Annotated in this window: 14 protein-coding genes; 1 reads left to right on the forward strand and 13 read right to left on the reverse strand. The window is 55.5% G+C overall.

The annotated features are described in order from the left end of the window. Positions 1-86: 86 nt before the first annotated feature. Positions 87-2,279, reverse strand: coding sequence for an RNA degradosome polyphosphate kinase (locus BB497_06590; protein AVI64284.1), 2,193 nt, complete (start codon positions 2,277-2,279; stop codon positions 87-89). Between the two features lie 131 nt (positions 2,280-2,410). Further along, positions 2,411-3,418: a delta-aminolevulinic acid dehydratase gene (locus tag BB497_06595; GenBank protein AVI62396.1), complete on the reverse strand. Its 1,008-nt coding sequence runs from the start codon at positions 3,416-3,418 to the stop codon at positions 2,411-2,413. Between the two features lie 174 nt (positions 3,419-3,592). Here BB497_06595 and BB497_06600 point away from each other — a divergent pair, with 174 nt between their 5' ends. Next, positions 3,593-4,252 carry an isoprenoid biosynthesis protein ElbB gene (locus BB497_06600; GenBank protein AVI62397.1) on the forward strand — a complete coding sequence of 220 codons (660 nt, stop codon included), beginning with the start codon at positions 3,593-3,595 and terminating at the stop codon, positions 4,250-4,252. A 95-nt stretch (positions 4,253-4,347) separates the two neighbouring features. Here BB497_06600 and BB497_06605 read toward each other — a convergent pair whose 3' ends face one another. From BB497_06605 to BB497_06655, 11 genes are all read right to left on the reverse strand, one after another. Next, the gene (locus tag BB497_06605; protein ID AVI62398.1) at positions 4,348-5,127 is read right to left on the reverse strand and encodes a twin arginine-targeting protein translocase TatC; all 780 of its coding nucleotides are present in this window, start codon (positions 5,125-5,127) and stop codon (positions 4,348-4,350) included. Beyond that, on the reverse strand, positions 5,124-5,576 hold the full coding sequence (locus tag BB497_06610; protein ID AVI62399.1) for a twin arginine-targeting protein translocase TatB: 453 nt from the start codon (positions 5,574-5,576) through the stop codon (positions 5,124-5,126). The genes BB497_06605 and BB497_06610 overlap by 4 nt, the downstream gene beginning before the upstream one ends. 3 nt (positions 5,577-5,579) lie before the next feature. After that, positions 5,580-5,873 carry a preprotein translocase subunit TatA gene (locus BB497_06615; protein AVI62400.1) on the reverse strand — a complete coding sequence of 98 codons (294 nt, stop codon included), beginning with the start codon at positions 5,871-5,873 and terminating at the stop codon, positions 5,580-5,582. 23 nt (positions 5,874-5,896) lie between these two features. Further along, positions 5,897-6,253 carry a phosphoribosyl-ATP diphosphatase gene (locus tag BB497_06620; protein AVI62401.1) on the reverse strand — a complete coding sequence of 119 codons (357 nt, stop codon included), beginning with the start codon at positions 6,251-6,253 and terminating at the stop codon, positions 5,897-5,899. 52 nt (positions 6,254-6,305) lie between these two features. Further along, entirely contained in the window at positions 6,306-7,928 is a 1,623-nt protein-coding gene (locus tag BB497_06625; protein AVI62402.1) for a ubiquinone biosynthesis regulatory protein kinase UbiB, read from the reverse strand. Next, positions 7,925-8,605: a hypothetical protein gene (locus BB497_06630; GenBank protein ID AVI62403.1), complete on the reverse strand. Its 681-nt coding sequence runs from the start codon at positions 8,603-8,605 to the stop codon at positions 7,925-7,927. The genes BB497_06625 and BB497_06630 overlap by 4 nt, the downstream gene beginning before the upstream one ends. Positions 8,606-8,645: 40 nt before the next feature. After that, complete coding sequence (locus BB497_06635; GenBank protein AVI62404.1) at positions 8,646-9,401, reverse strand: bifunctional demethylmenaquinone methyltransferase/2-methoxy-6-polyprenyl-1,4-benzoquinol methylase; 756 nt, start codon at positions 9,399-9,401, stop codon at positions 8,646-8,648. Between the two features lie 122 nt (positions 9,402-9,523). Further along, positions 9,524-9,907 carry a 1-(5-phosphoribosyl)-5-((5-phosphoribosylamino)methylideneamino)imidazole-4-carboxamide isomerase gene (locus BB497_06640; GenBank protein AVI62405.1) on the reverse strand — a complete coding sequence of 128 codons (384 nt, stop codon included), beginning with the start codon at positions 9,905-9,907 and terminating at the stop codon, positions 9,524-9,526. A gap of 116 nt (positions 9,908-10,023) precedes the next feature. Beyond that, positions 10,024-11,346, reverse strand: coding sequence for an HslU--HslV peptidase ATPase subunit (locus tag BB497_06645; GenBank protein ID AVI62406.1), 1,323 nt, complete (start codon positions 11,344-11,346; stop codon positions 10,024-10,026). A gap of 10 nt (positions 11,347-11,356) precedes the next feature. Beyond that, entirely contained in the window at positions 11,357-11,890 is a 534-nt protein-coding gene (locus BB497_06650; protein AVI62407.1) for an HslU--HslV peptidase proteolytic subunit, read from the reverse strand. Between the two features lie 171 nt (positions 11,891-12,061). After that, positions 12,062-12,793 carry a sporulation protein gene (locus BB497_06655; GenBank protein ID AVI62408.1) on the reverse strand — a complete coding sequence of 244 codons (732 nt, stop codon included), beginning with the start codon at positions 12,791-12,793 and terminating at the stop codon, positions 12,062-12,064.

Below are 12,793 nucleotides of genomic sequence, written 5' to 3' on the forward strand. Positions count from 1 at the left end.
GCGAGCATTGGTGAAGAGTGAGTATTGATGCATTACCCCGCTGCACTAGGCAGCGGGTTTTTTTGATGGGGTTTGTAGATATACAGCTAGCTTTTTGACGCGTAGGCGTAGAGCAACGTTTCTTGAGCGCTAATGGCATCGCTGCTACCAGGATCCTGTAGCTGATAGCTGCCGTCGCTCTGCAGTAGCCAGCTTTGGCAGTTATCGACCAGGTAGGTTTCTAAGTCTTTACGAACCCGGTTGGCGAGCTTCTTATCCAGCAGCGGGAAGCAGGTTTCAACTCGGTGGAACATATTGCGCGACATAAAATCAGCGCTTGAGCACCAGATTTCCGATTTGCCGTCGTTGTGGAAGTGAAACACCCGGGTATGCTCCAAAAAACGACCAATTATAGAACGCACGCGAATATTCTCCGAGACGCCTTCAATGCCTGGTTTAAGGCAGCACATTCCACGGATAATCAGGTCGCACTCCACCCCTGCCTGGGATGCACGGTACAGCGCTTTAATCAGCTTGGGTTCTGTCAGTGAATTGCATTTGATAATGATATGACCACGCTTGCCCTTGCGGGCTAACTGGGCCTCACGGTCGATCATCTCTACCAAACGCTCGTGCAGGGTAAAGGGTGCATGGAGCAGGGTATCGATTTTTCGTGCACGGCCCATACCGGAAAGCTGCTGAAAGACTTTGTGCACGTCGGCACACAGTGCTGTGTTCGAAGTTAGCAGGCTGTAGTCGGTATACAGTTTGGCGGTTTTAGCGTGGTAGTTACCGGTTCCCAAGTGGGCATAGTAGCGTAGCTCGTTTTTTTCTCGGCGTACGATATGCAGCATTTTAGCGTGAGTTTTATAGGCCATAATGCCGTAAATCACAATGGCTCCAGCTTCTTGTAGCCTTGCAGCTAGCTGTAGATTGTCCGCCTCGTCAAAGCGCGCCCGTAGCTCTATCACCACAGTGACTTCCTTGCCGTGGCTAGCGGCTTCCACCAGGGCACTCACAATAGAAGAGTCGGCGCCGGTTCGGTAAAGCGTCTGCTTAATGGCCAGCACGTCCGGGTCGCGGGCAGCCTCGCGAAGGAGGTCCTCAATTGGCGAAAAGGCTTGAAATGGGTGATGCAGCAATATGTCGCTTTTAGCGATAGCGCTAAACAGGCTGCCGCCCTTGAGCACTTTGGGCACGCTGGGTGTGAAAGGCCGATACAGCAGTTCTGGGCGGTCAACATCGCCGAGTACTGCCATCATGCGGGTTAAGTTAACGGGCCCTTGTACCCGGTATAGGTCATTGGTTTCCAACTCAAATTGGCGCAGTAGAAAGTCGGCAAGATCATCGGGGCAGTTGTCGGCTACCTCCAAGCGTACGCCACTGCCATAGCGGCGGGCCAGCAGTTCGCCGCGTAGTGCCGAGGCAAGGTCGGAGACCTCTTCCGGGTCAACGGTCATATCTGCATTCCGCGTAAGCCGGAACTGGTAGCAACCGCGTACACGCATGCCAGGGAACAGCTCCTCGGCATGAGCGTGAATCATGGAGGATAAAAACACATACTCCGAAAAGCCCTCAGCGCAAAGTTCTTTGGGCAGGGCCATTAAGCGAGGCAGCGAGCGAGGTGCGGGAAGTATCGCCATTCCCCCCGCACGGCCAAAGGCGTCTTTACCCTCTAGCTCAACAATAAAATTAAGGCTTTTATTCACCAAGCGGGGAAAAGGGTGGGAGGGGTCCAGGCCGATAGGGCTAATCACCGGCATGATTTCGCGCTCAAAAAACGCCTGTACCCAGGCTTTTAGGGCATCATCCCACTGATCTCGGCGGCGAAAGCGTAGCCCCTGCGCCTCCAGGGCAGGCAGCAGCACCTCATTTAAAATTTGATATTGGCGCGCAATCTGCTGGTGGGCAATCTCGGAGACTTCTACCAGTAGCGCTTTAGGCAAGCGGCCGTCGGCGGCGGTGGTATCATCGCCCAGTGCTAGCTGATGCTTTAGGCCCGCAACGCGAATTTCAAAAAACTCATCCATGTTGGATGAAAAAATCAGCAGAAACATTAGTCGGTTAAGAAGCGGGTGCGCGTCATCCAGCGCTTGTTCCAACACGCGAATATTAAACTGCAAATGTGAAAGTTCGCGGTTGAAATAGAGCTGCGGGTCGTCCAAGTCGGCTTCCGAGTGGGACTCCCGTGCCTGCACACCGGTGGGCGTTCGATTGATGCGCAGTGGCAAGCTTTCCCCTTCGCCACTGTATGGCTCAGTAGGCGTTAATGGCATTGAATCTGATAGTTGGTTGTCCATAGCTGCCCCGCGTAAATGACCTATCTCAAGCATAGCGTGTTAACGCTTATTTACGGCAGTATGAAGGGGGTAGATGACAAACAGGTGTCACCTGTTTGTCATCTTAGCAGCGTAACTAGGGAAGTGAGAGGTTAGCGCTGTAGCAGGCGAGCGGCCTCAAGGGCAAAGTACGTTAATATTCCGTCGGCGCCGGCGCGCTTAAAGCACATCAGCGACTCAAGTATCACGGGTTCAGCCTCTAGCCAGCCGTTATCGAAGGCGGCGCGATGCATGGCGTACTCACCGCTTACTTGGTAGGCAAACGTAGGCACTTGCAGCTCGCTTTTGACACGGCGTACTACATCTAGGTAAGGCATGCCGGGTTTGACCATCACCATATCGGCGCCTTCAGCGATATCCATGGCAACCTCATGAAGTGCTTCATCGCTGTTGGCAGGATCCATCTGGTAAGTACGCTTATCCGCTTTGCCCAGGTTGGCAGCGGAGCCGACAGCATCGCGAAAGGGGCCGTAATAGTGAGAGGCATATTTGGCGCTGTAGGCCATAATGCGCACGTTGTGCAGGTGCTCCTGCTCCAGAACCTGACGGATGCCGCCAATGCGACCATCCATCATGTCGGAGGGGGCCACAACGTCGGCACCCGCTTCAGCGTGGGAGAGCGCCTGCTTGAGTAAGGTGTCTACGGTGCGGTCATTCAGCACATAGCCCTGCTCATCAATGATGCCGTCCTGACCATGAATGGTATAAGGGTCGAGGGCAACGTCGGTAATAATACCAAGCTCTGGTAGCGCCTCTTTTAGGGCACGTACGCAGCGCTGCACCAAACCGTTCGCGTTATAAGCTTCTTCCGCCAGTTCGCTCTTCTGCTCCTTGCCCACTACGGGGAAGAGTGCCAGCGCCGGAATGCCGAGGGCATGAGCTTCGCGGGCCTGTTCAATGAGCAGGTCGATGGATAAGCGCTCAACGCCTGGCATTGAAGCGACGGCTTCACGCTTGTTTTCACCCTCTAGCACAAACACCGGGAAAATAAGATCTGCCGGCGTTAACGTTGTCTCCTGCATCAGGCGACGTGAGAAGTCGTCACGGCGCATGCGGCGCATACGAGTGGCGGGGAAGTGACGGGTGCTTGGTATACTCAAAGGAGTTCTCCGCAAAACGCTAACATAAGGGTGCCCGTAGGCTTACAGTGAGTATATCAGCCATAACCTGCGGCGAAAGCCGCCTTGTGGCGGTTAGGCAGACTGACTAGAGTGAAACGTTTGCCAAGTCGCTAGGCAAGTGGTGAAAATAACGGCGACCATAAGGAGATAGGCATGACCAAACAGGTAGCAATCGTATTAGCAGGCTGCGGCGTTTTTGATGGTTCAGAAATTTACGAAACCACACTAACCCTGCTGCGCCTGGATCAGTTGGGCATTGGTTACCGCTGTTTTGCGCCGGATGTGGAGCAGCACCATGTGATTAATCATGTAACCCAGTCACCTGTTGAGAGGGAGGCGCGCAACGTACTGCAAGAGTCGGCCCGGCTGGCCCGAGGCGAGATCAGCCCTATCACCGAGCTAAATGCCGATGAATTTGACGCGGTGATTGTGCCCGGTGGGTTTGGTGCCGCTAAGAACTTGTCTGACTTTGCTACGCAAGGCGACAGCATGCAGGTGCTGGAGAGCCTAAAAGATGCGCTAGCGGGCTTTAAACAAGACGCTAAGCCCATTGGCCTAATGTGCATTGCACCGGTGATGGTGCCCCGTCTGCTGGGTGAAGGCATCGCAGTGACTATCGGCCATGACCCCGCCGTGTCAGGTGCCATCAGTGCTATGGGTGGGCTACACCGCAGCTGTAGCGTCGAGGATATTGTCGTGGACTTAGAGCATCGCGTCGTCACAACACCTGCCTATATGCTCGCCACGCGGATTAGCGAAGCCGCCACGGGTATCTTTAAATTGGTTGATCGTATTGATGAAATGATGGAGTGAACGAACGCTCGCCGCGGTTGAGTAAATAGAGCAAAAAACCCCTGCCATCTAAGATGGCAGGGGTTTTTTAGTGAGCGCTTATGGGTAGTTAGCCGCTATTCGTTCTCTTCATCGGCAGCTTCGGTCTTGCGCTTGCGCACTAGGCGGCCAAACAGCAGCCCCACTTCATAGAGCAGGTACATGGGGATTGCGAGAAGGCTCTGGGAAATAATATCGGGGGGCGTTAATAGCATCCCCACGACAAAGCAGCCCAACACAATATAGGGCCGTTTTTTGGAGAGACTTTCAACAGTGGTAGCGCCTGAAAGAATCAGCAAAAAGGTGGCAATGGGGATTTCAAAAGCGACACCAAACGCAAAAAATAGCTTCAGCACAAAGTTAAGGTACTGATTAATGTCGGTCATTACCGCGACATTTTCTGGACCTGTTTGGGTGAAGAACTCAAACAGCAGCGGAAACACCACGTAATAAGCAAATGCCGCGCCAGCGTAAAACAGCGCAACGCTAGACACCAAAATAGGAATCGCCAGCGCTTTTTCATTATCGTATAGCCCCGGCGCCACAAACGCCCACGCCTGGTGGAGCACAAAGGGGATAGCGATAAACACAGCGACCACTAAGGTCAGCTTAAAGGGGGCAAGGAAAGGAGAGGCTACCTCGGTAGCAATCATCTGTGACCCTTCAGGTAGCAGGGCCATTAATGGATCGGCAACAAAGGTATAAATATCATTAGCAAAGGCATAAAGACCGAGGAAGATCACCAGAATGACGACCACGGATTTTATGAGGCGCGTTCGCAGCTCTATTAGGTGCTCAATAAGCGGGGCTTGGCTTTGCTCGTTACGCGGCTCCTGTGAATCGCCAGACATGCTCATTGGTGATTGCTATCCTTTTTAACATCGGCCTTTTTAAGATCAGCCTTTTCAAGGTCGGCGGTGTGAAGATCCGTGCTATTAGCATCCTCGCGTACCGTTTGTAGGGCGTCGTCTAACCGGGCGCTGGCGCTGGCGACTCGCTGTTCAGTTTCATGCTGCGCGGCGGGCGTTGAGGTGTTGGCCGGGGATGAGTCGGCAATGCTCTCAACGTCCTGCTTCACTTTCGTTAAGCTGTCATCGAGCCTTTTTTGCTGCTCGTTAAGCTTTTGGCGCAGCTCTTCTGCTTCCAGCTGGGCGCTAATTTCACGCTGCATACCGGATACCGTTCGCTTGATCTTGCCAATCCACATACCCGCAGTACGCGCCGCTTTTGGCAAGCGCTCAGGACCGAGAACCAGCAGCGAGACGATGCCAATAAGCATGAGTTCAAGGAAGCCGATATCCAGCATGGGTTATTTGCGCTCTTGGTTGCTGTCTACAGGGCGGCTCTCTTCCGCTTGTGCCGCACGCTTCTCTTCGGCCTGCACATCGTAAGTGTTGCCAGCCTCTTCATGGCTTACCTTTGCCTGGGGCTGATCAGCGTCTTTTTTCTCGCCGTCTTTCTCTTCTTCGTGCATCGCTTTTTTGAAGCCTTTGACTGCACCACCTAGGTCGGTGCCCACATTACGCAGCTTTTTAGTGCCGAAAATCAGGATAATAATGCCCAGAACAATCAGCAGCTGCCAAATACTGATACCACCTAACATATGCATTTCCTCATCGGTGCAGGTTAACGTTGTGTGCGAGACGCTTTTTCGTCGTGACCAGAAATACCCAACCGCTTTGCTAGCTCATCGAGTACGCACTGGTGATCCAGGTCTAAGTGCGACAGCATCACCAGGCTATGAAACCACAGGTCGGCGGTTTCAGCGATCAACGCTTTACGTGCTTGCTCGCCACCGTGTTCGGCATCTTTTGCTGCGAGCAGCGTTTCAGTCGCTTCTTCGCCAACTTTTTCGAGTATCTTGTTCAAACCCTTATGATGCAAGGAGGCAACATAAGAATCTTCTGCTGACGCATGGCGGCGCTGCTTCAATACCTCGGCTAAAGCGTCCAATACGGGCGTTTGGTTAGCGGTTGTGCTCATGGTGTTCCTTGTTGAATCGGCAGGGCATTTTAGTCTCGCTGGCCGGCGGGTTTTACTGCCACAACAGCAGCAGTAGCCCTAGGCCAGCTGCGGCTAATACGGGCCACTCTTGGGTGGCAGCCCAGCTGCTAAGCGGTTGCCACGCTAAGGCAATTGCCACCAGAATCAAACCCACCCGTAGCCGGTACTGGCGTTTACCTTGGCGTGTTAACTGGCTGTGCATGTTACTCAGAGTGCTGACCTGTTGATGACGCTGGCGGTGCTCATGCTCCATACGGCTTAGCGCTTGGTGGGCTAATACCGGTAGCTCCGGCAGTTGGTGGGAAAGCTCTGGCGCTTGTCGCTTTAACGACTCCCAAAGGCCGCTTACGCCTGCACGGTCTTTCATCCACTGCTCAAGGTAGGGCTTTGCGGTGCTCCATAAATCCAGGTCAGGATAAAGCTGGCGGCCCAGCCCTTCGATGTTAAGCAGCGTTTTCTGCAGTAGCACCAGTTGGGGCTGAACTTCCATATTAAAACGTCGGGCGGTTTGGAACAGCCCCAAAAGCACCTGCCCAAACGAGATGTCCTTTAGCGGCTTCTCAAGAATAGGTTCGCAAACGGTACGAATGGCGGCGGCAAACTCATTGGCGCGAGTGTTTTCGCCCACCCAGCCGGACTCAATATGAAGGGCGGCGACTTCATAGTAATCCTGGTGAAAAAACGCCAGGAGATTTCGCGCCAGGTAGTCTTGGTCTTCCCGGGTTAAGCTGCCCACAATGCCGCAGTCGATGGCAATATATTGCGGATCCTCGGGGTTGTCACAGTTAACAAAAATATTGCCGGGGTGCATGTCAGCGTGGAAAAAATTATCGCGGAACACTTGGGTAAAAAATAGCTCTACGCCACGTTCGGCGAGTTTTTTTAGATTGGTACCTTGGGCTCTAAGTGTCTCTAGGTCGGCAACCGGTACGCCACGGATTCGCTCTTGCACCATGACATGCCGACGGGTGAAGGGCCAATAGATGGTAGGCACAAACAGCAGCGGCGAATCTTTAAAATTGCGCTTTAGCTGTGAGGTGTTGGCGGCTTCTTTGTAGAGGTCGAGTTCGTCAAACAGCGTGGCTTCATAGTCGCGGATGACTTCCACCGGGCGTAGGCGCTTGGCTTCGGGCACTTTAGCGAACAGCTTGGCGACCTGATACATCAGCGCCATATCCTGGCGCATAATACGGTCGATGCCGGGGCGGATAATTTTCACCACCACGTCTTCGCCGGTGTGTAGCGTGGCTGCGTGTACTTGCGCAATCGACGCGGAGGCCAGCGGCGCCCGATCAAATGCCGCAAACGCTTCGGTCAGCGACATATCCAGCGCTTTCTCCACCCTTGCTGCGGCCTTTTCGCCGGGGAAGGGAGGCACTTGGTCTTGAAGTCGCTTTAGCTCATCGGCGACGTCCTCGGGCAGCAGGTCCCGCCGCGTGGAGAGCATCTGGCCAAATTTAATAAAAATTGGCCCTAGTGCTTCAAGCGCCAGCCTTAACCGTTCGCCTCTAGAGCGCTGACCAACGGGCACTAAACGCAGTGGGGAGAACCACATCAGCGTGCGTAGCCACAGCGGCAGGCGTTCAATGGGAATCAAGGTGTCTAGGCGGTGGCGGGTAATTACCCAGACAATTTTGAACAGCCGCAGGCTCATGGGCGCTGCTCCTTGGTGTTTACGGGCGCGCTTGATGACGGCGGTGGCGCCAGCTGGCTTAGGCGGCGCTGAAGGCGATTAAGCCGCGCCTCCAGGCGGTCGGTAGCCACCTCAAGTTCGGTTAAATGGTCGCGTAGCACGCTGCGCTGCTGGCGGCCAGGCAATAGGCGGGCTTCTTCAAATACGTATTCCGACACATCTTGAAGTAGCTCGTCTTTGGCCCGTAGCCCCCAGCGGGCGGCGCGACGTATGCCTTCAGCCAGGGAGTGAGCCGGTAGGTCGCCTAGCCAACGGGCTAACTCACCTTCCCAGTCGATATCCAGGTCAAGCAGCAGGTCACGGGTAGCTTCTACCAAATGAATGCGGCCACGCACGGAGAGTTTGCCATCAAACATCAGCCGCTCGACAGAGGCGCCGCTAAGCCACTCTGAAAGGGTTTCCGGGGTAAGCTCGACAATGGCGTCTACGTCTGTCTCATCCAGCTCGTCACCCCGTAGCAGGTCGATACCGGCATGGTGGTAGTGAAGCACCAGCTGCAGATGAGGCTTTTCCAGCCTCACCAACAAACGGCTGCCCGCAAGTTGAGCCAGCCGGGTAGGGGCTGCCGGGTCACGGGCGAGGAGGGCGTTCAACGTGCGTTCACATCCGGCCAGCAGTAGGGTCGGGGTTACCAGCATGCTGACCTCTTGTTCAGTAACGTCATGGTTTACAGTGACTTCATAGTTTGATGCCACGGTGAAGGGCAACGATGCCGCCGGTCAGGTTGGTATATTCAACCCGTTCAAGGCCTGCGGTTTCCATCATCCCTTTCAGCGTTTCTTGGTCAGGGTGCATACGAATAGACTCCGCCAGATAGCGATAGCTTTCGCCATCGCCCGCCACTAGCTCACCCATTTTGGGCAGCAGACGGAAGGAGTACTCGTCGTAGGCTTTGGACAGTAGCGGGTTATCGGGCTTTGAAAATTCAAGCACCAACAGCCGGCCACCGGGTTTTAGCACCCGGGCCATGGAGCGCAGCGCGGCGTCTTTATCGGTAACGTTGCGTAGGCCGAAGGCGATAGTGATGCAGTCGAAGCTATTGTCGGGAAACGGCAGGCACTCGGCGTTAGCCTGAACGTACTCAACGTTGCCGCCTACGCCGTTATCCATCAGCTTGTCTCGGCCTACTTTCAACATGGACGCGTTGATGTCAGCAAGCACCACTTTGCCACTGGGGCCGACCAAGCGTGAAAACTTAAGCGTTAGATCACCGGTGCCGCCAGCAATGTCTAACACCTGGTGGCCAGGGCGAACGCCAGCGCGCTCAATGGTGAGTCGCTTCCAAACGCGGTGAATGCCCATGGACATGAGGTCATTCATAACGTCGTAGCGAGCAGCGACTGAGTGGAATACATCAGCTACCCGAGCGGCTTTCTCGTCAACGGGAACTTCTTGGTAACCGAAATGGGTAGTGCGTTTATCCGTGGGGCTCATGGGGCTGTAGCTCCCGAGTTCGAGGCGGTAATAATCGACCTGGAGGTCGTCGCATTAAAAAGGTTGGCGATATTGTAGCCTTCTCTGCCCCAATTTGTCTGTGCTTCACCTGGGGCGCAGCGTCACAGCTGTTTAAATTGAATGCTGGCTGGTTCCCGTGAGGCGCCTGCCTCTTCTAACCGTTGGAGATAGTTCTGCCAGTAGGCATCCTGGTGCTGGGCAAGATCAAACAGGTAGTTCCAGCTGTACAGGCCGCTATCATGTCCATCGTCAAAGTGTAGCTTCAACGCGTAATTACCCGCTTGGGTAATATTTTGTAGGCCGACATCTTTTTTGCCGACTTGAAGCACTGCCGTATCGCCGCCGTGGCCGCGCACCTCGGCAGAGGGAGAGTAAACCCGCAAAAACTCGACCGGCAGGCGGTAGCTGTCGCCGTTGGCGTAACCAAGTTCCAGCTCGCGGGCCTGCTTATGGTAGTGAACCCGGGTGGGGGTGGGAGCGTTCATGGATGACATTACCTCTTTACGGCGTCGGTGGTGGACATCATGACCGCTGCTTGGCCGTTGCGCACTTGCTCAAGCAGCGATGATGATGGCGCCTACCAGGCGTGCTCAGTTACGGATTACAAAATATAGCGCGACAGGTCTTCGTCCACCGCCAGTTCACCCAGTTGGGCGTTGACGTAATCAGCATCGATAACCAGGGGGCTATCCATATCACCGCCTTTAAACGAGGCTTCCTCCAGCAAGCGCTCTAGCACTGTGTGCAGGCGGCGAGCGCCGATGTTTTCGGTGCCTTCGTTGACCTGCCAGGAGATCTCGGCAATACGTTCGATACCGTCTGGCGTGAACTCGATATCCAGCCCTTCCGTCGCCAGTAGTGCCTGATACTGCTTGGTGAGAGAAGCGGATGGCTCGGTGAGAATCCGCTGGAAGTCGCCCGGTGTTAGGGCGTCTAACTCAACGCGAATCGGCAGACGGCCCTGCAGCTCAGGAATCAGGTCCGAGGGGCGCGACAGGTGGAAGGCGCCGGAGGCGATGAACAGTATGTGGTCGGTTTTCACCATGCCATACTTGGTGGATACGGTAGAGCCCTCAATCAGCGGCAGTAGGTCGCGCTGTACCCCTTCGCGGGAGACTTCGCCACCGCTGGACTGGCCGCTGCCTTTAGCGACCTTGTCGATCTCATCTAGGAACACAATGCCGTGCTGCTCAACAGCTTCAACAGCGCGGGCTTTGATCTCTTCTTCATTGACTAGCTTGCCCGCTTCTTCATCGCGCAGCAGCACCAGCGCTTCTTTCACCTTCACACGGCGCTGCTCGCGTTTTTGCTGGCCCATATTGGAGAAAAGGCTCTGCAGCTGGCTGGTCATCTCTTCCATTCCCGGCGGGGTCATGATGTCGATGCCCTGGCCCTGGGAGGAGACCTCAATATCGATCTCTTTGTCGTCAAGCTGGCCTTCGCGCAGCTTTTTACGGAAGACTTGACGCGTGCCGTTATCCTCGCGAGGCTTATCCTCTTGACCGCGGGGAGGCGGTAGAAGGGCGTCTAGCACGCGATCCTCCGCGGCGTCTTCGGCGCGGTGTCCCACTTCTTCTTTGGCGTGCTCGCGCACCATTTTAATGGCGGCTTCCATTAAGTCGCGGATTATCGATTCAACGTCGCGGCCGACGTAGCCCACTTCGGTAAATTTGGTGGCTTCAACTTTAATAAACGGTGCACGGGCGAGTTTGGCCAAGCGGCGGGCAATTTCGGTTTTACCTACGCCGGTGGGGCCAATCATCAATATGTTTTTTGGCGTGACTTCAGGGCGCAGGTCGTCATCGAGCTGCATGCGACGCCAGCGGTTACGCAGAGCAATGGCGACGGCGCGTTTAGCGTCTTGCTGACCAATAATATATTGATCCAGGGCGTGAACAATTTCGCGGGGTGTCATCTGGGTCATAAAGTTGGCCTCAACGGTCGTTGATGTTCAGCTCTTCAAGCGTCACGTGGTGATTGGTAAATACGCAGATGTCACCGGCGATTTGCAGGGATTTCTCGGTAATGTCGCGGGCGGAAAGCTCGGTGTTTTCGAGCAGCGCTCGGGCGCTGGCCTGGGCATAGTTACCGCCAGAGCCAATCGCAATAATGCCGCGCTCAGGTTCGACGACATCGCCGTTGCCGGTAATGATCAGCGAGGCGCTGTGGTCGGCGACGGCCAACAGTGCTTCAAGGCGGCGCAGTGCGCGGTCGGTGCGCCAATCTTTGGCAAGCTCAACGGCGGCTTTGGTGAGGTGGCCTTGGTACTTTTCTAACTGTGCTTCAAAACGCTCAAACAGGGTAAATGCATCAGCGGTGCCACCGGCAAAACCTGCCAGCACTTTGCCACGGTAGAGGCGGCGTACTTTACTAGCATTGCCTTTCATCACGGTATTACCCAGTGAGACCTGGCCGTCGCCTGCGAGGGCAACGTGGTTACCGCGGCGTACGGAAACAATCGTGGTCATGGAGATAACTCCTTGGGGGGAGGCGTGCTCCCGATGACTGATGGGCCGACTACAGCGGCCGCAAAAAAAGCGATTCCCAACAAAATGCGGGCGGCTGATAAAAAATCAACCGCCCGCACAATAAAGCCGGTAGATAAAGCGTGTTTGGGCCGTCTCTAGGTGATCGGCTTGCTAGTTTTGCAGCTGAATCAGCAGCGGCTCTATACCTTGGGTGCTCATAAGATCCTGGGCACGGTTCAGCTCCCGGGTATCTTCATAGGGGCCCACTTGAACGCGGTGCCATGTGTCGCCCCCGGCCTGCACTTCGCTAATTTGCGCAAGCAGGCTCAAGTTACGAAGGCGGCTGCGCAGCTGCTCGGCGTCGCTAAGCTCACGGAACGAAGCGGCCTGCAGTACGTAGCGATTGGGCGTGCTGGGGCTGGCGGGCGCTTGTTGGGTCGCGGTGATTTGTTCCTCCGGACGCATGTTGGCTGCAATGACCTGGGCAATCGGGTCGTCGCCAGGACTGCTATCCGCGGAGCTTTCGGCTGGCTGTTCGGCGACTTCTGGCCGGGTAACCGTAGAGGGCAGTGTGACGCCAGGCGCGATAACCTCGGTTTCAGGCAGCAGCGTATAGAACTCAAAGGTGGGCATTGAGGGTTCTGCCGCGCTCTCTGTTTGGCGCGCAGCGCTGCGTTCATCGCTACTGGATGGTTTGGGGAGCACGGTGGCCTGGGGCGTTGTCGTGCTCGGCTCTTGCCAAGGAGCGGTGCCGTGCTGGTGCTGCGCTAGGAAAAAACCAACGGCCACCCCTGCCAGCCCCCAAAGCCAGCCGGGAGCACGCCACCCACCGCCGGAGCGGTTAGTGGACTTGCGCTGCGAGGTGGCGCCGCGGCGGGTGGGCTTTTTGCGTGGGCTGGCCAT

Source organism: Halomonas sp. GFAJ-1, from assembly GCA_002966495.1.
In the GTDB taxonomy this organism is placed as follows: domain Bacteria; phylum Pseudomonadota; class Gammaproteobacteria; order Pseudomonadales; family Halomonadaceae; genus Vreelandella.